Origin of the sequence: Streptomyces sp. NPDC048352, assembly GCF_040651895.1 — a bacterium.
Lineage (GTDB): Bacteria > Actinomycetota > Actinomycetes > Streptomycetales > Streptomycetaceae > Streptomyces.
This window is the reverse complement of sequence record NZ_JBEZKZ010000066.1, coordinates 3,135-25,149: the sequence shown is the minus strand read 5'-3', so window position 1 is coordinate 25,149 and position 22,015 is coordinate 3,135. Positions and strand designations below refer to the sequence as shown.

General features: G+C 73.9%; 20 protein-coding genes. 10 read left to right on the top strand and 10 right to left on the bottom strand.

What is annotated here, in order from left to right:
• Positions 1–86: 86 nt before the first annotated feature.
• The 4 genes from AB0D45_RS26990 to miaA form a co-directional block, all read right to left on the bottom strand.
• Positions 87–2,159: an HD domain-containing protein gene (locus tag AB0D45_RS26990; protein ID WP_361603787.1), complete on the bottom strand. Its 2,073-nt coding sequence runs from the start codon at positions 2,157–2,159 to the stop codon at positions 87–89.
• A 140-nt stretch (positions 2,160–2,299) separates the two neighbouring features.
• Entirely contained in the window at positions 2,300–3,175 is an 876-nt protein-coding gene (gene dapF, locus AB0D45_RS26985; RefSeq protein WP_361603790.1) for a diaminopimelate epimerase, read from the bottom strand.
• A gap of 94 nt (positions 3,176–3,269) precedes the next feature.
• Complete coding sequence (locus AB0D45_RS26980) at positions 3,270–3,878, bottom strand: hypothetical protein (RefSeq protein WP_362463633.1); 609 nt, start codon at positions 3,876–3,878, stop codon at positions 3,270–3,272.
• Between the two features lie 105 nt (positions 3,879–3,983).
• A complete protein-coding gene (gene miaA / locus AB0D45_RS26975) occupies positions 3,984–4,922 on the bottom strand; it encodes a tRNA (adenosine(37)-N6)-dimethylallyltransferase MiaA (protein WP_361603796.1) in 939 nt (312 codons plus the stop codon).
• Positions 4,923–5,107: 185 nt separating this feature from the next.
• On the opposite strand from miaA, the gene AB0D45_RS26970 reads away from it, so the two are divergent.
• The gene (locus AB0D45_RS26970) at positions 5,108–5,350 is read left to right on the top strand and encodes a hypothetical protein (RefSeq protein ID WP_362463630.1); all 243 of its coding nucleotides are present in this window, start codon (positions 5,108–5,110) and stop codon (positions 5,348–5,350) included.
• A gap of 22 nt (positions 5,351–5,372) precedes the next feature.
• On the top strand, positions 5,373–5,618 hold the full coding sequence (locus AB0D45_RS26965) for an antitoxin (RefSeq protein ID WP_361603802.1): 246 nt from the start codon (positions 5,373–5,375) through the stop codon (positions 5,616–5,618).
• Positions 5,619–5,706: 88 nt separating this feature from the next.
• On the opposite strand, the gene AB0D45_RS26960 is transcribed toward AB0D45_RS26965, so the two are convergent.
• The 3 genes from AB0D45_RS26960 to AB0D45_RS26950 all read right to left on the bottom strand — a co-directional run bounded on the left by AB0D45_RS26960 (position 5,707) and on the right by AB0D45_RS26950 (position 8,847).
• Positions 5,707–6,414 carry a class III extradiol dioxygenase subunit B-like domain-containing protein gene (locus tag AB0D45_RS26960; RefSeq protein WP_362463627.1) on the bottom strand — a complete coding sequence of 236 codons (708 nt, stop codon included), beginning with the start codon at positions 6,412–6,414 and terminating at the stop codon, positions 5,707–5,709.
• Between the two features lie 34 nt (positions 6,415–6,448).
• Entirely contained in the window at positions 6,449–7,987 is a 1,539-nt protein-coding gene (gene miaB / locus AB0D45_RS26955; RefSeq protein WP_362463625.1) for a tRNA (N6-isopentenyl adenosine(37)-C2)-methylthiotransferase MiaB, read from the bottom strand.
• Between the two features lie 212 nt (positions 7,988–8,199).
• A complete protein-coding gene (locus tag AB0D45_RS26950) occupies positions 8,200–8,847 on the bottom strand; it encodes a maleylpyruvate isomerase family mycothiol-dependent enzyme (protein WP_362463622.1) in 648 nt (215 codons plus the stop codon).
• 70 nt (positions 8,848–8,917) lie between these two features.
• Between AB0D45_RS26950 and AB0D45_RS26945 the strand changes: the two genes are divergently transcribed.
• Both AB0D45_RS26945 and AB0D45_RS26940 read left to right on the top strand, forming a co-directional pair.
• Complete coding sequence (locus tag AB0D45_RS26945) at positions 8,918–9,844, top strand: LysR family transcriptional regulator (RefSeq protein WP_362463619.1); 927 nt, start codon at positions 8,918–8,920, stop codon at positions 9,842–9,844.
• Positions 9,845–10,077: 233 nt separating this feature from the next.
• Positions 10,078–11,073 (top strand): TAXI family TRAP transporter solute-binding subunit, encoded by a 996-nt coding sequence (locus AB0D45_RS26940; protein WP_361607257.1) that lies wholly within the window; start codon positions 10,078–10,080, stop codon positions 11,071–11,073.
• On the opposite strand, the gene AB0D45_RS26935 is transcribed toward AB0D45_RS26940, so the two are convergent.
• Positions 11,063–12,013 (bottom strand): ROK family protein, encoded by a 951-nt coding sequence (locus AB0D45_RS26935; RefSeq protein ID WP_362463656.1) that lies wholly within the window; start codon positions 12,011–12,013, stop codon positions 11,063–11,065. The genes AB0D45_RS26940 and AB0D45_RS26935 overlap by 11 nt on opposite strands.
• A 523-nt stretch (positions 12,014–12,536) precedes the next feature.
• On the opposite strand from AB0D45_RS26935, the gene AB0D45_RS26930 reads away from it, so the two are divergent.
• Both AB0D45_RS26930 and AB0D45_RS26925 read left to right on the top strand, forming a co-directional pair.
• Positions 12,537–13,781: a glycosyl hydrolase gene (locus AB0D45_RS26930; protein WP_362463616.1), complete on the top strand. Its 1,245-nt coding sequence runs from the start codon at positions 12,537–12,539 to the stop codon at positions 13,779–13,781.
• A 191-nt stretch (positions 13,782–13,972) separates the two neighbouring features.
• On the top strand, positions 13,973–16,090 hold the full coding sequence (locus AB0D45_RS26925; protein ID WP_362463613.1) for an endo-beta-N-acetylglucosaminidase: 2,118 nt from the start codon (positions 13,973–13,975) through the stop codon (positions 16,088–16,090).
• Here the strand turns inward: AB0D45_RS26925 and AB0D45_RS26920 are convergent.
• Both AB0D45_RS26920 and AB0D45_RS26915 read right to left on the bottom strand, forming a co-directional pair.
• Positions 16,087–17,499 (bottom strand): HAMP domain-containing sensor histidine kinase, encoded by a 1,413-nt coding sequence (locus tag AB0D45_RS26920; protein ID WP_362463610.1) that lies wholly within the window; start codon positions 17,497–17,499, stop codon positions 16,087–16,089. The genes AB0D45_RS26925 and AB0D45_RS26920 overlap by 4 nt on opposite strands.
• 12 nt (positions 17,500–17,511) lie before the next feature.
• A complete protein-coding gene (locus AB0D45_RS26915; RefSeq protein ID WP_362463607.1) occupies positions 17,512–18,216 on the bottom strand; it encodes a response regulator transcription factor in 705 nt (234 codons plus the stop codon).
• 278 nt (positions 18,217–18,494) lie between these two features.
• Here AB0D45_RS26915 and AB0D45_RS26910 point away from each other — a divergent pair, with 278 nt between their 5' ends.
• The 4 genes from AB0D45_RS26910 to AB0D45_RS26895 all read left to right on the top strand — a co-directional run bounded on the left by AB0D45_RS26910 (position 18,495) and on the right by AB0D45_RS26895 (position 21,873).
• Positions 18,495–19,280, top strand: a complete 786-nt coding sequence (locus tag AB0D45_RS26910; RefSeq protein ID WP_361607272.1) for an amino acid ABC transporter ATP-binding protein — start codon at positions 18,495–18,497, stop codon at positions 19,278–19,280.
• Positions 19,281–19,378: 98 nt separating this feature from the next.
• A complete protein-coding gene (locus AB0D45_RS26905; protein ID WP_362463604.1) occupies positions 19,379–20,233 on the top strand; it encodes a glutamate ABC transporter substrate-binding protein in 855 nt (284 codons plus the stop codon).
• An 84-nt stretch (positions 20,234–20,317) separates the two neighbouring features.
• A complete protein-coding gene (locus AB0D45_RS26900) occupies positions 20,318–20,992 on the top strand; it encodes an ABC transporter permease subunit (protein WP_362463600.1) in 675 nt (224 codons plus the stop codon).
• Positions 20,989–21,873, top strand: coding sequence for an amino acid ABC transporter permease (locus AB0D45_RS26895; RefSeq protein ID WP_362463597.1), 885 nt, complete (start codon positions 20,989–20,991; stop codon positions 21,871–21,873). The genes AB0D45_RS26900 and AB0D45_RS26895 overlap by 4 nt, the downstream gene beginning before the upstream one ends.
• Positions 21,874–22,015 lie beyond the last annotated feature (142 nt).

Below are 22,015 nucleotides of genomic sequence, written 5' to 3'. Positions count from 1 at the left end.
GCGCCCCGGCGTACGCCCCCGGCGTGGAAACGTCCCCCGACGTCTTCCGGCCCCCCGGCCCCTCCCCCGCCCCCTCCGCCGCCCCGCTAGGCCCGGCTCACGTCGTAGACGCCGGGCACGTCCCGCATCGCCCGCATCAGCGCCGGCAGCACCGACGCGTCGGGCAGGTGCAGGGTGTAGCTGTGCCGGACCCGCTGTTCGACGGGCGGCTCGACGGTGGCGGAGACCACCTCGACGCCGAGCCGGGCGATGGCCTCGGTCAGGTCGGCCAGCAGGTGCGGGCGGCCGAACGATTCGGCGAGCAGGGTGACCCGGCAGTCCGCGGTGGCCCGCCAGTGCACGGCGACGGAGGTGCGGCCCAGGGAGCGCATCTGGGCCACGGCCGGGCAGTGGACGCGGTGGACGGTGACCGCGCCGCCGCGTACGAGGAACCCGGCGACCGCGTCCGGCGGCACCGGGGTGCAGCATCCGGCGAGGCGCACGTGCGCGTGGGGCAGGTCGGCGACGGCGTTGCCCCCGCCGCCGCGCAGCCCCGGTACCGACAGCGGCGCCCGGGGCGCGGCGGTGGCGGGGCCGGGGCCGTCCGGGTGGCTCTGGAGCCAGCTGCTGATGGCGATCCGGGCGGCCGGGGTCCTGGCGTGCTCCAGCCAGTCGGCGGCGGGCCCGGAGGAGGCGTCCTGGGCGAGGAGCAGCTGGACGGTGTCCCCGTCGGAGAGCGGGGAGGAGAGGGAGGTGAGGCGCCCGTTGACGCGGGCGCCGATACAGCCGTGGGCCGCCTCGCCGTGCTGCGCGTAGGCGGCGTCGATGCAGCTGGCGCCGGCCGGCAGGCCCAGCGTCCCCCCGTCGGCGCGGAAGACGGTGATCTCCCGGTCCTGGGCCAGCTCGGCGCGCAGCACGCTCCAGAAGGTGTCCGGGTCGGGCGCGGACTGCTGCCAGTCGAGGAGCCGGGAGAGCCAGCCGGGGCGGGTGGGGTCGACGCGTTCCTCGTCGCAGTCGGCGGTCTCCCCCGTGGCGTACGGGTTGCCGAGGGCGACGACCCCGGCCTCGGCGACGCGGTGCATCTGGCGGGTGCGGACGATGACCTCGGCGACGTACCCCTCGGGCACGGCGACGGCGGTGTGCAGCGACTGGTAGAGGTTGAACTTGGGGACGGCGATGAAGTCCTTGAACTCCGAGACGACCGGGGTGAAGCAGGTGTGGAGTTCGCCGAGGACGCCGTAGCAGTCGGCGTTCTCGGCGACGAGGACGAGGATGCGGCCGAAGTCGGAGCCGCGCAGTTCGCCGCGCTGGCGGGAGATGCGGTGCAGGGATACGAAGTGCCGCGGCCTCACCTGGACCTCGGCGGCGATGCCGGCGTCGCGCAGGACGGCGCGTACGGACTCGGCGATGGCGGCGAGGGGGTCGTCGTCGCCTGCGCGGGCGGCGATGAGGGCGCGGGTGTGCTCGTACTCCTCGGGGTGCAGGATCGCGAAGACGAGGTCTTCGAGCTCGGTCTTGAGGGCCTGGACGCCGAGGCGTTCGGCGAGGGGGATCAGGACGTCGCGGGTGACCTTGGCGATGCGCGCCTGTTTCTCGGGGCGCATGACGCCGAGGGTGCGCATGTTGTGGAGCCGGTCGGCGAGTTTGATGGACATGACGCGGACGTCGTTGCCGGTGGCGACGAGCATCTTGCGGAAGGTCTCGGGTTCGGCGGCGGCCCCGTAGTCGATCTTCTCGACCTTGGTGACGCCGTCGACGATGAAGCAGACCTCGTCGCCGAACTCCTCCCGGACCTGTTCCAGCGTCACCTCGGTGTCCTCGACGGTGTCGTGGAGCAGAGAGGCCGTCAGGGTGGTGGTCTCGGCACCAAGTTCGGCGAGGATGAGGGTGACGGCGAGGGGGTGGGTGATGTACGGCTCGCCGCTCTTGCGCATCTGGCCGCGGTGGGAGTGCTCCGCGAGCAGGTAGGCCTTCCGCAGAATGGACAGGTCGGCGTCCGGATGGTGGGCGCGGTGGGCTTCTGCTACGTGCCCGATGGCGTCCGGCAGGCGGTCGCGGGACGCGGGTCCGAGCAGGGCCGCGCGCCCCAGGCGGCGCAGATCGAGCCGGCTCCGGCCCCGTCTGCGCAGCTCAGGGCGCACATCGGCATGTGCTTCGGGGTTCGTGGCCTCTGCACTCATGGGCACCTCCGGCGGCTTCGACCGGCGGTGGCGGGCATGGGGTGAGCCCTCAGGGCCGGTGCCTGATGTTACCGACCCCACCACGTGGCGCAGTCCACCTCTCGCTCAGCGTGAAACGGATCACCCATGAGAGGGAATCTTCAGGCGAAAGCCGTTTCGGTGAGCCAGTCGGCCTCGAACTCACCGGAGGCCACGATGACGGCCGGTCCGGTCATGTCGACGCTCCCGTCGGGGTGTTCGGTGATGACGAGGGTGCCGCCGGGCAGGTCGACGGTGTACGAGACGGGCCGGCCGGTGGCCGCGGGGTCGGCCCCGTCGCGCCGGATGGCGGCGACGGCGACCGCGCAGGCGCCGGTGCCGCAGGAGCGGGTCTCGCCGGAGCCGCGCTCGTGGACGCGCATGGCGACGTGCCGGGGGCCGCGGTCGACGACGAACTCGACGTTGACCCCGGCGGGGTACGCGGACGCGGGGCTGAACGGCGGGGGGCTGTACAGGTCGCCGGCGTGGTCGAGGCTTTCGACGAACGCGACGGCGTGCGGGTTCCCCATGTTCACGTTCCGCGCGGGCCAGGAGCGCTCGCCGACGGAGACGGTGACCTCGCCCTCGGGGAGCAGGGCCCGGCCCATGGAGACGGTGACGTCCCCGCTCTTGTCGAGGTGGACCTGCTTGACGCCGCCCCGGGTGGCGACGGCGAGGTCGCCGGGCTCGGCGTGGCCGGCGTGCTGGAGGTAGCGGGCGAAGACGCGCACGCCGTTGCCGCACATCTCGGCGATGGAGCCGTCGCTGTTGCGGTAGTCCATGAACCACTCGGCCTCGTCGGCCATGTGCGCGGCCTCCGGGTGGGCCGCGGAGCGCACCACGTGCAGCACACCGTCGGCCCCGATGCCGGCCCGCCGGTCGCACAGGGCGGCGACGGCGGTCGCGGGCAGCTCGATGGCGTTGTCGGGGTCGGGGACGATCACGAAGTCGTTCTCGGTCCCGTGGCCCTTGAGGAAGGAGAGGGTGGTGTGCGTCACGCGCCCATGGTACCGAGCGGCTCGGGGCCGCGGCCTGCGGGATCAGCATGCGGTCAGGCCGCCGCGGGGGCGGTGTCGTGGCCGGTCGGCGCGGTCAGCGCAGCCGGGCCACCCGGTAGACGGCGAGTGCCACGACGGCCAGCGCGACCAGCGCGTACAGCGCGGCCATCCGCCAGTCGGGGCGGCGGCCGCTGCCGCGCGGCGGCAGCCCGGGCCAGGTGTAGCCGACGCGGCGCGCGGCCATCATGCCCCAGCCGCCCGCGCAGGAGCTGATGAGGAAGCCGAGCATGGCGACGACCGCGCCTCCGTCGCCGAACTCGAAGGCGAGGGGGAAGGCGAACATCAGGGAGCCGGCGGCGGCCAGCAGCACGATGGGGGCGATCTGCCAGATGCGCAGGCGGCGCTGCGGGCGCAGCTCGACCTCGAACTCGGGCCCGGCGGCCTCCGTGCCCGGCTCCGGCGCGTCGGGGCCGTCGGTGGTCAGGCGCGCCGGTTCGGCGGGCAGGCCGAGCCCGTCGGGGCCGGTGTCGGGTCCCGCCGCGATGGCGGGGCCGCGGCCGGAGGGCGCCGGGGCGTCCGGCATGCCGGGGCCGGCGGACGTGCCAGGATCGCCGGGTTCTCCGGGCCCGTTGTGAAGCATCGGGTCCGCTTCCTGCCTGGTGTCGTCCCGCCCGGTGTCACGAGGGCCGGCCTCCATAGCCACGCGCCCTCCCCACTCGGACTTCGTACGCCACTGTTCAGAAGTTTGATGATGGCACGGACCCGGCCCCGCGACGGGCACACGGGGCTTCCCGATGCCATCACGTGATCAGGCTGTGACCGCTCGTTCGACCAACGACTGCGCGAGTCCGGGGAGTTCCCCCCGGTCGGCGGCGGCTCCGCTGAGCCAGTGCACGCGGGGGTCGCGGCGAAACCAGGAGTCCTGGCGGCGGGCGAAGCGCTTGGTGGCCCGCACGGTCTCGGCCCTGGCCTCGTCCTCGGTGCACTCCCCCGCGAGGGCGGCCAGCACCTGCTGGTAGCCGAGCGCGCGGGAGGCGGTGACGCCCTCGCGCAGGCCCTGCGCCTCCAGGGCGCGGACCTCCTCGACCAGCCCGTCCTCCCACATGCGGTCCACGCGGCGCGCGATCCGCTCGTCGAGCTCGGGCCGGGCCACGTCGACGCCGATCTGGACGGTGTCGTAGACGGACTCGTGGCCGGGCAGGTTGGCGGTGAAGGGCTTGCCGGTGATCTCGATGACCTCCAGGGCCCGGACGATGCGACGGCCGTTGCTGGGCAGGATCGCGGCGGCCGCGGCCGGGTCGGCGGCGGCCAGGCGGGCGTGCAGGGCGCCGGGACCGCGCAGGGTGGCCTCCTCCTCCAGCCGGGCCCGCACCTCGGGGTCGGTACCGGGGAACTCCATGGCGTCGAGCGCGCCGCGCACGTAGAGGCCGGATCCGCCGACGAGGACCGGGGTGCGGCCCTGCGCGAGCAGCGCGTCGATCTCGGCACGGGCCAGGCGCTGGTACTCGGCGACGCTCGCGGTCTCGGTGACGTCCCAGATGTCGAGGAGGTGGTGCGGGACTCCGCCGCGCTCCTCGGTCGTCAGCTTGGCGGTGCCGATGTCCATCCCCCGGTACAGCTGCATGGAGTCGGCGTTGACGACCTCGCCGTCGAAGTGGCGGGCCAGGGCGACGCCCAGGTCGGACTTTCCGGCCGCGGTGGGACCGACGACGGCGATGACCCGCGGGGCGGGAGCTGCATTCCTCACCGACACAGTCTCGCAGCCCCCGGTCAAGACACCGTCACGTACCCGATCGGGTGAGGTGACGGGGTGGGGTCGGCGTCGTTGCCCTGAAGAGGTTCCGGCCCGGCGTGCGTCTGGCGCGCATCGGGTGGAGGCGCGTCCGGCCAGGGCGGAACTTCACCCGCACGAGTAACGTTATGGGAGTAGACATGGGCGTTTTTGACCGGATTTTTCGCCGCAAGGCCGAGGTAGCGACCGAACAGGCCGCCGCCGAGACCGCGACGGCGGAGACGCTGGAGACGGAGACCGACTCGGCCGTGCAGGCCGAGGAGGCCGGCGAAGCCGGGACGGCGGCGGCCGGGGCCCCCGCGGCGGAGGCCGTGGAGATCCCCAAGCAGCAGTCGGCGGAGGCGGCCGCGGACAGCGAGACCGGTGAGGGCGCCCGTACCTAGTCACGCCACTGGAAGGTGCCCCATGGGGTTCATGGACAATCTGAAGGCCAAGCTCGCTCCCGCGAAGGAGAAGGTCGGCGGCCTCGCGCAGCAGCACGAGGGCAGGATCGGCGAGGGCCTCGACAAGGTCGCCAAGGTCGTGGACTCCAAGACCCATGGCAAGTACAGCGAGCGGATCACCACCGGCACGGACAAGGCGAAGGGCGCCCTGGGCAAGATCGCCCACAAGGACACCCCCGGCGGGACGACGCCGCCGGCCGCGACCTGACCCTGAGGCGTCACCGCGCGGGGCGCGGGACCGGACGGTCCCGCGCCCCTTCGCCGTGTGCGCGTACGGGCACCCCCGCCACGGCTCGCTAGGACCAGGCGGCGACGAAGTACCCGACCCCGTACGGGGCGTCCTCGTACAGCAGCCGGCCGTCCAGGCCCGCGCCTTCCGCGGCCCCGGCGAGCACCTGCCAGGGAGCCCGCCCGGCGGCCAGCAGCTCGGCGGCCAGTACGGGGTCCAGCGCGGCCAGCGCCCCGGTGTCGGCCGCGCCCAGGGCCTGTCCGGCGGCGGCGTCGAAGGCGGCGGCCCGCTCGTCCAGGTAGCCGGGGGCCTTGAGGGTCCGGCAGGCGCTGCCGTCGCCCATGACGAGCAGCGCGACGCGTTCCGCCCGCGCGGCGGTCTCCCGGCCGGCCAGCAGGCACCGCTCGGTCTCCAGCGGCTCGGCCACCGCGAGCCCCTCGACGGGGGCGGCGCCCCACCGGGCCCGGTCCAGCAGCCAGGCGCCCACCGCCAGCGAGGCGGGCAGCGGCCGCGGCACCTCCTCGCCGTCCCCGAGCCGGACCTCGGTGGCGGCTCCGAAGCCGTGGAAGCTCCCGCGGGAGCCCGGCGGGTAGGTGCCCTGCCGGCCGGCGTCGGCGGGCCCGACCACGACGAGCAGGTCGGGCCGGGCGGCGGCGAGCACGGCCAGCGCGTCGGAGCAGGCGGTGCGGGCGGCGTCGAGTTCGGCGGCGGCGCCCGCGGCGACTTCCGGCACGAGGAGCGGCGGGGCGGGGCAGACGGCGGCGGCTACGAGCATGATCCGCAGCCTAGCCGCCCCCGGTGGCCCGCGGTCAGTCGATCGCGCAGCCCGAGGCGGCCACCGGCAGCGGCGCCGGGACGCCGAGGGTGGGGATGCCGAGCATGACGCCCGCCGGCTGGGCCGGGGCGGCGTTGCGCTTCTCCCAGGCGTCGCCGGCCCGGGTGCGGCGTACGGCCTGCGTGGGGCCCTCGGCCAGCAGGTGGTGCGGGGCTGCGTAGGTGATCTCGACGGTCACCACGTCGCCGGGACGGACGTCCTCGTCGGGCTTGGTGAAGTGCACGAGGCGGTTGTCGGGGGCGCGGCCGGACAGGCGGGCGGTGGCGCCGTCCTTGCGGCCCTCGCCCTCGGCGACCATGACCTCCAGGGTGCGGCCGACCTGCTTCTTGTTCTCCTCCCAGGAGATCTCCTCCTGGAGGGCTACCAGGCGCATGTAGCGGTCCTGGACGACCTCCTTGGGGATCTGCCCGTCCATCTCCGCGGCCGGGGTGCCGGGGCGCTTGGAGTACTGGAAGGTGAAGGCGTTGGCGAAGCGGGCCTCGCGCACCACGTGCATCGTCTGCTGGAAGTCCTCCTCCGTCTCGCCGGGGAAGCCCACGATGATGTCGGTGGAGATCGCGGCGTGCGGGATCGCGGCGCGGACCTTCTCGATGATGCCGAGGAACCGGTCCTGCCGGTAGGAGCGGCGCATCGCCTTCAGGATCGGGTCCGAACCGGACTGCAGCGGCATGTGCAGCTGGGGCATCACGTTCGGGGTCTCGGCCATGGCGGCGATCACGTCGTCGGTGAAGTCGCGGGGGTGCGGGGAGGTGAAGCGGACCCGCTCCAGGCCCTCGATCCGGCCGCAGGCGCGCAGCAGCTTGCTGAAGGCCTCGCGGTCGCCCAGGTCGGAGCCGTAGGCGTTGACGTTCTGCCCGAGCAGGGTGATCTCCGAGACGCCCTCGGCGACCAGGGCCTCCACCTCGGCGAGGATGTCGCCGGGGCGGCGGTCCTCCTCCTTGCCGCGCAGCGCCGGGACGATGCAGAAGGTGCAGGTGTTGTTGCAGCCGACGGAGATCGAGACCCAGGCGGCGTACGCGGACTCGCGGCGGGTCGGCAGCGTGGAGGGGAAGGCCTCCAGCGATTCGGCGATCTCGATCTGGGCCTCCTCCTGGACGCGGGCGCGCTCCAGGAGGACGGGCAGCTTGCCGATGTTGTGCGTGCCGAAGACGACGTCGACCCAGGGCGCCTTCTTGACGATGGTGTCGCGGTCCTTCTGGGCCAGGCAGCCGCCGACGGCGATCTGCATGCCGGGGCGCTTCGTCTTCATCGGGGCGAGCCGGCCGAGGTTGCCGTACAGCTTGTTGTCGGCGTTCTCGCGGACGGCGCAGGTGTTGAAGACGACGACGTCGGCGTCGCCGTCGGAGCCCTCGGGCGCGCGGACGTAGCCCGCATCCTCCAGCAGACCGGAGAGTCGCTCGGAGTCGTGCACGTTCATCTGGCACCCGTAGGTGCGCACCTCGTAGCTCCTTGGAACGGCTACCTCGTGCTCGTGCATCTCGTCCACTGCTCCACCCTGGCCTGCGCTGCTCATGCAACAAGGGTAAGGGTGCTCTCCGGGGCGTTCCGTCGCGCGGCAGGATCAGGACCGGGGCGCATGAGGAGGTGCGTCTGCGTGCCCTTCCGGGCGGCCCCGCCGCGACCTGCGTTCTTTCGGTGGGCGACCAGCGTGAAGACTCCTTCCGTGAGGAGCCGCCGACGGCCGTCCTTTGCGGTCCGCTGCCGGGCTCCGGTCGCTGCTGCTGGTCATGCCACGAGGGTGGGCGGTACCGGAGAGCCCTCCGGTCCCCCGTGCAGCCTGCCCGCCGGGAGGCGGCGGCCGAAGAGCACGAGCAGCAGGTCCTGCGCCTGGCCGTGGACCGGGGCGCCGCTGCCGTAGGACCAGTCGAGGTCGTCGGCGTGGAGCCGGACGCCGGTCAGGTCCGCGCCGAAGAAGCGCAGGCCGCGCGGGGTGACGGCGTCCAGCAGGGGGCGCAGCCGGTCCTCGGGGACGCGTCGCGGGTGGCCGAGGGCGACGGTGATGTCGAGGCCGTGCACGACGTCGTGGCCGAGCCCCGCGGTGGGGCCGCCCGCCGGGGGCTTCCAGGGGTGGTGGGCGTTCTCCCGCAGCAGGGCGGCGAGTTCGTGCGGGGTGAAGGCGGCGGCGTCGCGGCGGGCTGCGCGGTCGGTCATCCGGTGCAGGTTCCCGCGGTTCCTGAGCAGCTGGGCGGCGAAGCCGGCCAGGGAGGTGCGGAACCCGAGGGACATGTGGGCGGCCACCTCGCGGACGCTCCAGCCGGCGCAGAGCGAGGGGGCGTCCCACTGGGCGGGGGTGAGGGAGTCGAGTACGTCGGCCAGCTCGCGGCGCTCGGCGGCGGTGGCGGCGGCCAGGGGCGTGAGGGCGGTTCGGCTCATGCATCCAGCGTCCGGGGACCGCGGGCATAAGTCCAAGAGCGGGATCTTCTGCGATCTAGAATCCGCGGTTATGGAGCTGGCCCAGTTGCGGTACCTCGTGGCGGTGGTGGAGGAGGGCGGGTTCACCCGGGCCGCGGAGCGGCTGCACGTGTCCCAGCCGGGCGTGAGCGCGCAGGTCAAGCAGCTGGAGCGGGAGCTGGGGCAGCGGCTGCTGGACCGCTCGGGGCGGCGGGTCGCGCCGACGGAGGCGGGCGAGGCGGTCCTCGCGTACGCGCGGGCCGCGCTGGCGGCGGTGGAGGGCGTGCGGCGGACCGCCGACGAGTTCTCCGGGCTGCTGCGGGGGCGGGTCGCCCTCGGGCTGATCCCGGGGGCGGCGTCGGCGGCGGTGGGCGCGGTGGACGTGGTGGGGTTGCTCGGGGACTTCCACGACGCCCACCCCCAGGTGGAGATCTCGCTCACCGAGGACACCTCGGAGCGGATGCTGGCGGCGCTGCGGCGCGGGGAGCTGGACCTGGCGGTGGTCGGGCTGGGCGGCGAGCCGCCCGCGGGGGTCGGCGTACGGGTGGTGCTGGACGAACCCCTCGTCGCGGCGGTCCGTGCCGACGACCCCCTCGTGCGGTCCGCGGTGGACGGCCGGATCCCGCTGGCCGCGCTGCGCGGGCGGGCGCTGATCGCCCTGCCGCGCGGGACGGGGCTGCGGGGGGTGCTGGAGCGGGCCTGCGCGGAGGCCGGTTTCGCCCCCCGGGTGGACTTCGAGGCGGCCGCGCCGGGGGTGCTGGCCCGGCTGGCGGCGCGGGGGCTGGGGGTGGCGGTGGTGCCGGCCGGCGCGGAGTCGGCGGGCGGGCCCGGGCTGCGGGCGCTGCGGATCACCGGCCCGGAGCTGAGCGGGCGGGTCGCGCTGGCCTGGCGCACCGACGCCCCGCCCACCCCGGCGGCCCGCCGCCTCCTGACCCGCTTCCACGCGGCCCTGGCCCCCGCGGGGGGCGGCGCGGCGTAGGGGGTGACGACGGACCCGTGCCGGTGCTTGACCCGCTTCCACGCGGCCCTGGCCCCCGGGGGGGCGGCGGGGCGTAGGGGGTGACGCCGGGCCCCGTGCCGGAGCGTGACCCGCTTCACGCGGCCCTGGCCTCCGCGCGGCCGGCGCGGCGTGGGCGGTGACGACCCGGTGCCGGTCGGGGGCCGTGGCGGCGGGCCGTGACAGGGGCGGGGGGCGGGTGGGAGGATCCCGGCATGCCCCTCGTACCCCCTCGTCTCAGCCGGCGCCGCCTCCTGCTGGGCCTGGCCGCCGTGCTGGTCGTGCTCGGCGGGCTGCTGTGGTGGCCCAAGCCCTTCGGGGAGCCCGGGCTCAAGGGCGAGCTGACCTTCAGCACAGGGGTGCGTACCGGCGTCTACCACCGCTACGGCCAGCTGCTGGAGCAGGCCCTCGCCCAGGACATGCCCGAGGTGAAGGTCCGCCTGGAGACCAGCGAGGGCTCCCAGCAGAACCTCCAGCGGGTCGCCGCCGGGGTGGCGGACTTCACGGTGGCGACGGCGGACGCGGTCGGCAAGTACCGGGCCGACGGGAAGCCGGGCGCCGACCGGCTGCGCGGCTGCGCGCGGCTCTACGACGACTACGTCCAGCTGGTGGTGCCCGCCGGGTCGCCGGTGCAGTCGGCCCGGGACCTGCGGGGCAAGCGGGTCGCGGTCGGCCAGGACGGCTCCGGGGTCCGGCTGGTCTCCGACCGGCTGCTGACGGCGGCCAAGCTGAACCCGCGCACGGACATCACCGCCGTCGCGATCGGCATCGACACCATGCCCGCGGAGCTGGAGGCGGGCCGGATCGACGCCTTCTTCTGGTCCGGCGGGCTCCCGACCAACGCCGTGCGCGAGCTGTCGGAGCGCTTCGACATCCGGCTGGTCCAGCTGGGCGACCTGGTCGAGCCCCTCCAGGCCAACGGCAGCCCCGCGCGGTACTACCGCCCGGCGGTGATGCCGCAGGACGCGTACGCGCGGGCCCGCAACACCTCGGCGGTGGCCACCCTCGCCGTCCCGAACCTGCTCGTGACCCGCGAGGACACCGGCGCGGAGCTGACGGAGCAGTTCACCCGGACGGTGATCGCGAGCCGCGACCGGATCGGGCACCAGGTGCACGCGGCGCAGCTGGTGGACCTGCGGACGGCGATCTACACGGACCCGCTGGACCTGCACGAGGGCGCCCGGCGGTACTACCGCTCGGTCAAGCCGTAGCGGGGCCGCCGTTCCCGGCGGGCAGCAGCATCATCGCGGCGGCGGCCGCGCCGATCAGCCCGGCGTGGGTGCCGAGGGCGGCCGGGACGACCCGGAGGTCCCTGACGAAGGACAGGGCCGCGTACGCGTCCAGGTGCCGCCGGATCGGCTCGAAGAGGATGTCCCCGCTGGCGGCGACCCCGCCCCCGATGACCGCGATGTCGGTCTCCACGAGGGTGGCGGTGGCCGCGATGGCCGCGGCCAGGGCGCGCCCGGCACGGTCGAAGGCGGCCAGGGCCACCGGGTCGCCGGTTTCGGCGGAGGCGGCGACGCCCGCGGCCGTGGGGTCGGGTCCGGTCCAGCCCTGGGCGAGGGCCCAGCGGGCGATGGCGGTGCCCGACGCGAGGGACTCGACGCAGCCGTGGCCTCCGCAGACGCACCGCTCGCCGTCGAACGCGACGCTGATGTGGCCGATGTGACCGGCGTTGCCGGTGGGGCCGGGGTGCAGCTGGTTGTTCAGGATCAGACCGCCCCCGACCCCCGTGGAGACCACCATGCACAGGGCGTTGGCGTGCCCCTGGGCGGCGCCCAGCCAGTGCTCGGCGGCGGTCATGGCCACGCCGTCGCCGGCCAGGACGGTCGGGATCCGGGCTCCCCGGGCGCTCAGCTCGGCGGCCACCCGCTCCTGGACGGGGTAGTCGCGCCAGGCCGCGATGTTGACCGGGCTGACGGTGCCCCGGGAGGTGTCCACCGGGCCCGCGCTGCCGATGCCGCACCGGACGGCCTGCTCCCATTGGGGGGCCCGCGCCAGTTCGGCGACGACCTCGCGGACCGCCGCCATGACCCCGTCGGCGTCCGTCCCGCGCGGGGTCGGGCGCCGGGTCACCGCGGTCATCGCGCCGTCGGGGTGGACCAGCGCCCCGGCGATCTTCGTGCCGCCGATGTCGATCGCCACGGTCAGGCCGGCGACGGCTGCCGCCGCGGCGGTGCGCGGCGTGGGGAGGGCTGAGGCGGGGGTCGTCACGGTGGCGCTCCTGCGAAGGGGTCGGTTTTCAGTATGCGGCCGGCGGCGGGGCGGTACTCCCGCGGGGGTTCCGGCGGGGCGGCGCCGGCAGGCCCGCCGCAGAAGGCGCGGATGCCGTGGGCCCAAAGGGGTGTCCGCAAAGTAGCGCCGGCCGCCCGCATGGCGGGCCCTGCGGCGTCTGGTGCCGTGCATCGCAAGGCGGAGGGCCGCCCACGTGGCAGGCGGGACTTTGCGGACGCCCCCCAGGGCGGACCGTACGGGATCGCGTCGCTCTCCGGCGGTTCGCTCCCGCGCCCGGCCGGGGCCGCCGCCCCGACCCCTCTGCTGCCCGGGCCGGGCCGCCCGCGTACCACCGCGGTGGAAATCCGGCCGCCCCGCCGCGGGCCCTGTTGACTGCGCCGCGCCCGGCCCGGCAGGTTGACCGGCGTCCGGCGCCTTCCCCACCTCCCCGGGACCCTCCATGCAGCGCGCCCCCCGCACCCTGCGCTTCGGCGTCAACTACACCCCGGCACGGGGCTGGTTCCACCACTGGCTCGACTTCGACCTCGGCGAGGCCGGGGCCGATCTCGACTCGATCGCCGCGCTCGGCCTGGACCACGTACGGGTGTTCCCGCTGTGGCCGCTCTTCCAGCCCAACCGCACGCTGATCCGGCCGCGCGCCGTCGAGCAGCTCGTCTCGCTCGCCGACGCGGCCGCCGCGCGCGGCCTGGACGTCGTCGTGGACGGCCTCCAGGGGCACCTGTCGAGCTTCGACTTCCTGCCCGCCTGGACCCGCACCTGGCACCGGCGGAACCTCTTCACCGACCCGGAGGTGGTGGCCGGGCAGGAGGAGTACCTGCGCACCCTCGCCGCCGCCCTCGCCGACCGGCCGAACTTCCTGGGGATGACCGTCGGCAACGAGGTCGACCAGTTCTCCGGCCCCCCGCACCCCGACCCGGACCGCATCACCCCCGAGCAGGCCGGCCACTGGCTGGAGCGGATGCTCGCCGCCTGCGAGCGGGGCGCACCGGGGCGCCTGCACGTGCACGCCGCGTACGACGCCGCCTGGTACCGGGACGGGCACCCGTTCACCCCGGCCCATGCGGCCCGGCTGGGCGCGGCCACTGTCCTGCACTCGTGGGTGTTCAACGGCACCGCGCAGCGCCACGGGCCCACCGGGACGGCGACCGAGCAGCACGCCGCGTACCTGATCGAGCTGTCCAAGGCCTGGGCGCCGGATCCGCGGCGGCCGGTCTGGCTCCAGGAGGTCGGGGCGCCGGCGCCGCTGATCGCGCCGGAGCGGGCCGCGCGGTTCACGGGGGCGACGCTGGCGGCCGCGCTGGACTGCCCCGGCCTGTGGGGGGTGACGTGGTGGTGCTCGCACGACGTGTCCCGGGAGCTCGCGGACTTCCCGGAGCTGGAGTACGGCCTCGGCGTGCTCACCAACGACCGCCGCACCAAGCCCGCCGGGACCGTCCTGGCCCGCGTCGCGGCGGCGTGGCGGGACCGCGAGCACCGCCCGCCCGTACGGTCCAGCGCGCTCGTGCTGGACGAGGCCCAGGGCCGCTCGGCATGCGCCCCGGGCGGCACCTTCTTCGAGGCCTGGGCCTCCCTGACGGCCCAGGGCGCCCGCCCGGCGGTGATCCTCGCGGACCACGCCGAGGACGCGGCGCGGCTGTCGGCGCGGGGGATCACGGAGGTCCTCCGCGTCCAGGACGTCCGGTAACACCGGCGCAGCCGCCCTCCGGCACCGCCTCCGGCGCCCGCGGCAGGCGTCCACCGCACGCACGCCACCGCACCCGCCGACCGCGCCGCCCACCGGGCCCGCCCACCGAGCCCCCGTGCAGCAGCGCCGCCCCCGTTCCACGCCCAAGCCCCCGTACGGTTCCCGTCCGACCCGCCACCCGAGGAGCCCCGATGCCCGAGACCGGCGATGGCCCCGATCCCCGTACCGCCGACGCCCGTTCACGCCCCTGCCGGCGCACCGTCCTGGCCCTGGCCGCCGCCGGGGCGGGGGCGGCCGCCGCGCTGCCCGCGGCCACCCCCGCGCGGGCCGCCGCCCCCGCCGTACCCCCAGTCGGCCTGGCGCCGTACGCCTCCTACTGGTTCCCCGGCTCCCTCCCTCACGGCACCCCCGCCCCAGGCGTCGTCTGGCGCTCGCTCGGCGACTGGACCCCGGAGTCGGACCCGGACCTCGCCCACAACACGGCGACCGTGCCGCTCGCCCCGCGTTTCACCCCGGTGCCGGTGACCCGGGAAGCCCGCGCGGACCAGGCCCGGATCGCCGCGCTCGTCTCCTTCGGGCCGACCTCCCGCAACCCCTCCCAGGGTTCGGCGGGCGCCGACCACTACGCGCTGACGCACTGGGCGTACCTCGACGAGCTGGTGTTCTGGGGCGGCTCGGCCGCGGAGGGGATCGTGCTGGCCCCGAACGCGCCCGTGGTCGACGCCGCCCACCGCAACGGCGTCCGGGTGCTGGGCAACGTGTTCCTGCCGCCCGTCGCCTACGGCGGCGACCTCCAATGGACGCGGGACCTGGTGCGCCAGGAGGCCGGCGGCCGGTTCCCGGTCGCGGAACAGCTGGTCCGGGTGGCGCTGGCGTACGGCTTCGACGGTTGGTTCGTCAACGCCGAGACCGACGGCGGCGACAGCGCCCTCGCCGGCCGGATGCGGGCGTTCCTGCGGGCGCTGCGGGCGGCGGGCGCACCGCACGGGCTGCGCATCACCTGGTACGACGCCATGAACTGCACGGGGAGGGTCGGCTGGCAGGGCGCCCTGAACGCGCTCAACCAGGAGTTCTTCGAGGACCGTTCGGGCCGGGTCGCCGACACCGTGTTCGTGGACTTCCGCTGGACGGCGGACACGCTCGCCGACTCCGGCGCCCTCGCCGACCGCCTCGGCCGCAGCCGCCACGAGCTGTGGGCGGCGGTGGACGTGGAGGCCAAGGGCTGGGACTCGGAGGTGCGTTGGGACGCGATCGTGCCGCGCGGGCGCGACCACGTCGTCAGCCTCGGCCTCTACCGGCCGGAGTGGACCCGCAACCACCTGGAGGACCGCTCCCCCGGGGCCTTCCACCGCGCCGACGACCGGTTCTGGACGGGCGCCTCCCTGGACCCGGCCCGTCCCGGGCCACCGGGGCCCGGCTGGCGGGCCCCGGCCGCGTTCACGGCCGACCGCTCCACGGTCACCGGGCTCCCCTTCGGCTGCTCCTTCAACACCGGGCACGGGCTGCGCTGGTACGAGGGGGGTGCGGTCACCTCCGAGGAGCCCTGGAACCACCTCGCGCTCCAGGACCGGCTTCCGGGGCGGCGCTGGGTGGTGGACACCGCCGGGGCGCGCCCCGCGGTGACCCTGGACTTCGAGGACGCCTGGCGCGGGGGTTCCAGCCTGCTGGTGGCGGGCGCCCTGACCGCGCCCGCCACCGTCGGCCTGCACGCGACGCGGCTGCCGCTGACCGGCGGGGCCGTCGCGGAGCTGGTCCACGCGAGCGGTGCGGGGCCGGTCGACGTCGAGCTGGGGGTCGCCGTCCGCGAGCCGGCCGCGCCCGGCGCGCCGGTGCCGTACACCTGGCTGGCGGCCGGGACGGCGGGCGCCGACCGGGGCTGGCGGACCTCCCGCGTCCCCCTCGCGCCCCTGGCCGGGAGGACCGCGTACGCCCTTGCCGTACGGATCACCGCGCGCGGGAAGGCGGCGGTGTCCTGGCGGCTCGGGGCCCTGACGGTACGCGACACCACCGCCCGGCGGCCCCCGGCCCGGCCCGCGCACCTGGGGGTGGAGGCCTGCGCCCGGCAGGGCGACGGGGCCGAACTGCGCCTGCGCTGGACCCGGGCAGCCGGGCCGGTCCGGCACTACGAGCTGTACCGCCGCCTCCCCGACGGCACCCGCCGCTTCCTGGCCGGCACCTGCGCCGCCGCCCTCCACGTGCCCTCCGTCACCCGCGCCGGCGGGGAGCGCGCGGCGCTCTTCGAGCTGCGGACGGTGGACGAGACGTACGCCGTCTCGGCGCCGGCCCGAACCTACTTGCCCTGGGTTTAGGCGCCGTGGGGGTCGGTGCGGGGTACGGACACGGTCACCCGCAGCCCGTGCGGCGGGTTCGTCTCATAGGAGAGGGATCCGCCGCCCGAGGCGAGCAGGGCGCGGGAGATGGACAGGCCCAGGCCGGAGCCCTTCACGTTCTGGTGGCGGCCGCTGCGCCAGAAGCGGTCGCCGACGCGCAGCAGTTCCTCTTCGGTCAGGCCGGGCCCCCGGTCGGCGACGACGACGAGCGCGCTGCGGCCCTCGGCGGAGACGGAGACCACGACCTCCTCGCCGGCGGGGGTGAACTTCAGGGCGTTGTCGATCACCGCGTCGAGCGCGCTGGACAGGGCGATGGGGTCGGCCCAGCCGGTGACGGCGGAGCGGCCCGCCTCGGTGAGCCGTACGCCCTTCTCCTCGGCGTAGGACCGCCAGGCGGCGACCCGTTCGGTGGCGAGCTCCCCGATGTCGGTGAGGCTGATCTCGGCGGAGGCGTGCTCGGCCAGCGCCAGGTCCAGCAGGTCGTCGAGGACCTGGGCGAGGCGTTTGCCCTCGGTGCGCACGGAGGCGATCTCCTCGTTCCCCTCGGGGAGTTCGAGGGCGAGGAGTTCGATGCGCAGGAGCAGCGCGGCGAGCGGATTGCGCAGCTGGTGGGAGGCGTCCGCGACGAACGCCCGCTGCTGCTCCAGGACCTCTTCGACGTTGTCGGCCATCTCGTTGAACGAGCGGGCCAGGCGTCTGAGTTCCGGGGGGCCGCCCGCCGCGGCGACGCGGGAGTTCATCCGGCCGGTGGCGATGCCGTGGGCGGCGGCGTCCAGGGTACGGACGGGCTTGAGCACCCAGCTGGTCAGGCGCAGGGCGGCGCCGAAGGCGAGCAGCATGGCGGCGGCGAGACCGGCGGCGATGACGAGCCAGCCGCGCAGGATCCGGCCGCGCATCTGGTCGGTGGGTGATTCGGTGGCGACGACGGCGACCACGTCCCCGTCGAGGACGACCGGGGAGACGACGAGGAGTTTGCCGCTGGTCTGCCAGGGCCAGACCTGGCCGGGGTCGTGGCTGCGCCGGCCGGCGAGGGCCTCGTCGAAGGCCCGCCGGCCCTCCCCGGACTCCGGGAGCTGCCACCAGCCGGGGGCCCGCACCATGGCGTTGTCGTCGCGGTAGAAGATGCCGGCGCGGATGCCGTACAGCTCCTGGTAGCGGGCGAGTTCCAGCTGGAGGGTCTCGCGGCGCTCGTCGGCGCCGGTGTCTCCGGAGCCTTCGGCGTCGATGACGAACTGGGCGAGGGCGGCGAAGCGGGCGCTGTCGTCGATGCGGTCGACCACCACCCGCTGCTGCTGGGCGGCGGCGAGGCTGACGGCGAGCGGGAGGCCGAGCGCGATCAGCACGCCCGCCATCAGGACGACCAGGAGCGGGAGCAGTCGGGTGCGCACGGCGGGGTCCCGCTAGGGGGCGGGCGGGGTGACGAGCCGGTAGCCCACCCCGCGGACGGTCTCGATGAGCGCGGGCATGCCCAGCTTGGAGCGCAGCGAGGCGACGTGGACCTCGAGGGTGCGGCCGGTGCCCTCCCAGCTGGTGCGCCACACCTCGCTGATGATCTGCTCGCGGCGGAAGACCACGCCGGGCCGCTGGGCGAGCAGGGCCAGCAGGTCGAACTCCTTGCGGGTCAGCGGTACGTCGGCGCCGTTCACGGTGACGCGGCGGGTGGGCAGCTCGATGCCGACGGGGCCGAGCCGGACCATGCCGGGGGCGCTCGCGGGGGCGGCGGCGGCTTCCTCGGAGGCACCGGTGCGCCGGGCGACGGCGTGGATGCGGGCGAGGAGTTCGCCGGTGTCGTACGGCTTGACCACGTAGTCGTCGGCGCCCATGTTCAGGCCGTGGATGCGCGAGCGCACGTCGCCCCGGGCGGTGACCATGATGACGGGCGTGGAGGTGCGCTTGCGGATCTTGCCGCACACCTCGTAGCCGTCCTGGTCGGGCAGGCCCAGGTCCAGGAGGACCACGCCGAAGGGCTTGGCCCCGGCGGGCAGCAGCGCCTGGAGGGCCTCCTCGCCGTTGCGGGCGTGGGTCACCTGGAAGCCGTGCCGGGCGAGGATCGCCGACAGGGCGGCGGCGACGTGGTCGTCGTCCTCGACGAGCAGCAGCCTCATGGCGTCCCCCTTCCCTCTTTCTCCGCTTCAGCTTCCGTACACATGGTCACCATGCATCCACGCCCATGGGAGAGTCCCACGTCAAGGGGGTTCCGGTCCGGCGAGTCTTCCGTTATGCACCCGGTACGCGTACGCCGCGCCCCTCGCGGGGGTCCGCGTACGGAGCGTATCGGTGCGAGGCCGTTTCGTTATGCTCAATTCTCGCTCAGATGTGATGACGGTGTGCACGCGTCATCACTACTGTCCTCCCAACCGACGGAGGACGGAGCAAGAAGCCGATGAGCGGAGTATCAGTGACCAAGGACGTGCAGGATGCGGCCGGTGCCGCGGACGGCCTGGTCGTACTGAGCAACGTCAACAAGCACTTCGGCGCGCTGCACGTGCTTCAGGACATCGATCTGAGCATTGCCAGCGGTGAGGTCGTCGTGGTGATCGGGCCCTCGGGCTCGGGCAAGTCGACGCTGTGCCGGACCATCAACCGGCTGGAGACCATCGACTCGGGCAGCATCACGCTGGACGGGAAGCCGCTGCCGGCCGAGGGCAGGGAACTGGCCCGGCTGCGCGCCGACGTCGGGATGGTCTTCCAGTCGTTCAACCTGTTCGCGCACAAGACGGTGCTGCAGAACGTGATGCTGGGTCAGCTCAAGGTCCGCAAGACGGACCAGGCTGCCGCACTGGAGAAGGCGAAGGCCCTGCTGGACCGGGTGGGGGTCGGTGCGCAGGCCGACAAGTACCCGGCGCAGCTGTCCGGCGGTCAGCAGCAGCGCGTGGCGATCGCCCGGGCGCTGGCGATGGACCCGAAGGTGATGCTCTTCGACGAGCCCACCTCCGCGCTGGACCCGGAGATGATCAACGAGGTGCTGGAGGTCATGCAGCAGCTCGCCCGCGAGGGCATGACGATGGTGGTCGTCACGCACGAGATGGGCTTCGCCCGTTCGGCGGCCGACCGGGTCGTCTTCATGGCGGACGGGAAGATCGTCGAAGAGGCCGCCCCGGAGCAGTTCTTCAGCGCCCCGAAGAGCGACCGCGCCAAGGACTTCCTCTCGAAGATCCTGCACCACTGACGCTCTCGTCTGGTAGTGATCCGATCGACGGCTCGTGCCGTCGCCCACGACGTGTCCAGCTCGTCGTCCAACAACGTCTCACCCGAGGGAAGTTCACCATGAAGGTTCTCAAGACCGGCGCAGCCGTGGCCACGGCCGTCGTTCTCGCCCTGACTGCGACCGCCTGTGGCGGCGGCAGCAAGGACACCGCGAGCGACGCGGGCCCCTCCGGCGGCGGCAAGTCGGACAAGATCGTCATCGGCATCAAGTTCGACCAGCCGGGTCTCGGCCTCAAGACCCCGGACGGCAAGTTCGAGGGCTTCGACGTCGACGTCGCCACGTACGTGGCCAAGGAGCTCGGCTACCAGCCGGACCAGATCGAGTGGAAGCAGGCGGTCAGCTCCGAGCGCGAGAACCTGATCTCCAACGGGGACGTCAAGTTCATCGCCGCGACCTACTCGATCAACGACAAGCGCAAGGTGAAGGTCGACTTCGCCGGTCCGTACTTCGTGGCCCACCAGGACCTGCTTGTCCGCGCCGACGACAGCTCGATCACCAAGGTCGAGGACCTGAACAAGAAGAAGCTCTGCTCGGTCACGGGTTCCACCTCGGCGCAGAACATCAAGAAGGACCTGGCCAAGGACGCCGACCTGCAGGAGTTCCCCGGCTACTCCGAGTGCCTCACCGGCCTGGAGAACAAGGCCGTGGACGCGCTGACGACGGACAACTCGATCCTCGCCGGCTACGCCGCGCAGGAGAAGAACAAGGGCAAGTTCAAGCTCGTCGGCCTGAACATGAGCACCGAGAACTACGGCATCGGTCTGAAGAAGGGCGACAAGGACCTCCAGACCAAGATCAACGCCGCGCTCAGGAAGATGGTCGCGGACGGCGCCTGGGAGGCGGCCGTGAAGAAGAACCTCGGCCCGGCCGACTACAAGAACGAGCCTGCCCCGCAGATCACCGAAGGCAGCTGATTTCCCGGCGGGGTGCGCCGCCGTCCGCCCGTCCGCGGGCGGCGGCGCGCCCCGCCGGCCATCCTGGGGAGAGCGCAGGGCAACGTGTTCGACTTTCTTGATTCCGGGCAGTACGACCTGCTCGGAGCCTTCTGGGTGACGGTTCAGCTCACCCTCTACTCGGCGGTGGGCTCCCTGATATGGGGCACCGTCCTGGCCGGGATGCGGGTCAGCCCGGTCCCGCTGCTGCGGGCCTTCGGCACCGCGTACGTCAATCTGGTCCGCAACACCCCGCTGACCCTGCTGATCATCGGCAGCTCGCTGGGCCTCTACCAGACGCTCACCATCAACCTGGGCGGCGACACCTCCAAGGAGACCGGCTTCCGGCTCGCCGTCCTCGCGCTGGCCGCGTACACCGGCACCTTCGTCTGCGAGGCGCTGCGCTCGGGCATCAACACCGTGCCCGTCGGCCAGGCCGAGGCGGCGCGCGCGCTGGGGCTGAACTTCTTCCAGGTGCTCACCCTGATCGTGCTCCCCCAGGCCTTCCGGGCGGTCGTCGCGCCGCTCGCCAACGTACTGATCGCGCTCACCAAGAACACCACGGTGGCCGCGGCCATCGGCGTGGCCGAGGCGGCCCTGCTGATGAAGGAAATGATCGAGAACGAGGCGCAGGCGCTCTTCGCCGTCTTCGGGATCTTCGCCCTCGGCTTCTGCCTGCTGACCCTGCCTACCGGTCTGCTGCTGGGCTGGGTGGCCAAGCGAGTGGCGGTGAAGCGATGAGCTCCGTGCTGTACGACGTCCCCGGCCCCAAGGCCAGGATCCGCAACTGGATCTTCACGGCCGTCTTCCTGGCGGTCTTCGCGCTCGCCGCCTGGTGGATCCTGTCCGTCATGGCGGAGAAGAACCAGCTCGACGCCGACAAGTGGACCCCCTTCGTCACCGACAGCCGGATCTGGACCACGTACCTGATCCCGGGCCTGCTGGAGACCCTGAAGGCCGGCGCGATCGCCATGCTGATCGCCCTGCCCCTGGGCGCCCTGCTGGGCATCGGCCGGCTCTCCGACCACGCCTGGGTCCGCGTCCCGGTCGGCGCGGTCGTGGAGTTCTTCCGCGCCATCCCGGTGCTGATGCTGATGATCTTCGGCTACACCTTCTTCGTCCGGTTCGTCCCCGCCGTGTCCTCGGACTTCCGGCCGCTGTACGCGGTGATCACCGGCCTGGTCCTGTACAACGCGGCGGTCATCGCGGAGATCGTCCGGGCGGGTGTGCACTCCTTGCCCCGCGGCCAGACCGACGCCGCCAAGGCGATCGGCATGCGCAAGGGCCAGACCATGGTCCACGTGCTGATCCCGCAGGCCGTCACGGCGATGCTGCCCGCCCTGGTCAGCCAGCTCGTGGTGATCCTCAAGGACACCGCCCTCGGCGGCTCGCTGCTCGGCCTGACCGAACTGCTCGCCGCGAACCGGCAGATCTCGGCGAACTACAGCAACACCATCCCCACGCTCGTGGTGATCGCCCTGATCTACATCGCGGTGAACTTCGCCCTCACCTCCTTCGCCTCGTGGATGGAGGGCCGGCTGCGGAAGTCGAAGAAGAGCACCGGCGCGGTGGTCGAGGTGGCCAAGGTCGACGACATGGCCACCGGCGCGGCGGCCACCTGATCCGGCCGGCCGCAAGGCCGCCTCAGCGCTGACATAGGGTCAGTCATCGTGCGTAGCCCGTGTGGTGCGTGGAGGAGTACTACGCGGCCAGCGAGGGCGGCGGGGCCTTCGCCACCGCCGAGGACTGGCTGAAGAAGCCGGG

Coding starts and splice junctions, on each gene's coding strand:
- AB0D45_RS26960 (WP_362463627.1), bottom strand. CDS start 6,414: ATGCTCGTAGCCGCCGCCGTCTGCCCCGCCCCGCCGCTCCTCGTGCCG.
- miaB (WP_362463625.1), bottom strand. CDS start 7,987: ATGAGCAGCGCAGGCCAGGGTGGAGCAGTGGACGAGATGCACGAGCAC.
- AB0D45_RS26990 (WP_361603787.1), bottom strand. CDS start 2,159: ATGAGTGCAGAGGCCACGAACCCCGAAGCACATGCCGATGTGCGCCCT.
- AB0D45_RS26910 (WP_361607272.1), top strand. CDS start 18,495: ATGAGCGGAGTATCAGTGACCAAGGACGTGCAGGATGCGGCCGGTGCC.
- AB0D45_RS26945 (WP_362463619.1), top strand. CDS start 8,918: ATGGAGCTGGCCCAGTTGCGGTACCTCGTGGCGGTGGTGGAGGAGGGC.
- AB0D45_RS26965 (WP_361603802.1), top strand. CDS start 5,373: ATGGGGTTCATGGACAATCTGAAGGCCAAGCTCGCTCCCGCGAAGGAG.
- AB0D45_RS26925 (WP_362463613.1), top strand. CDS start 13,973: ATGCCCGAGACCGGCGATGGCCCCGATCCCCGTACCGCCGACGCCCGT.
- AB0D45_RS26940 (WP_361607257.1), top strand. CDS start 10,078: ATGCCCCTCGTACCCCCTCGTCTCAGCCGGCGCCGCCTCCTGCTGGGC.
- AB0D45_RS26905 (WP_362463604.1), top strand. CDS start 19,379: ATGAAGGTTCTCAAGACCGGCGCAGCCGTGGCCACGGCCGTCGTTCTC.
- AB0D45_RS26970 (WP_362463630.1), top strand. CDS start 5,108: ATGGGCGTTTTTGACCGGATTTTTCGCCGCAAGGCCGAGGTAGCGACC.
- AB0D45_RS26930 (WP_362463616.1), top strand. CDS start 12,537: ATGCAGCGCGCCCCCCGCACCCTGCGCTTCGGCGTCAACTACACCCCG.
- AB0D45_RS26915 (WP_362463607.1), bottom strand. CDS start 18,216: ATGAGGCTGCTGCTCGTCGAGGACGACGACCACGTCGCCGCCGCCCTG.
- AB0D45_RS26950 (WP_362463622.1), bottom strand. CDS start 8,847: ATGAGCCGAACCGCCCTCACGCCCCTGGCCGCCGCCACCGCCGCCGAG.
- AB0D45_RS26895 (WP_362463597.1), top strand. CDS start 20,989: ATGAGCTCCGTGCTGTACGACGTCCCCGGCCCCAAGGCCAGGATCCGC.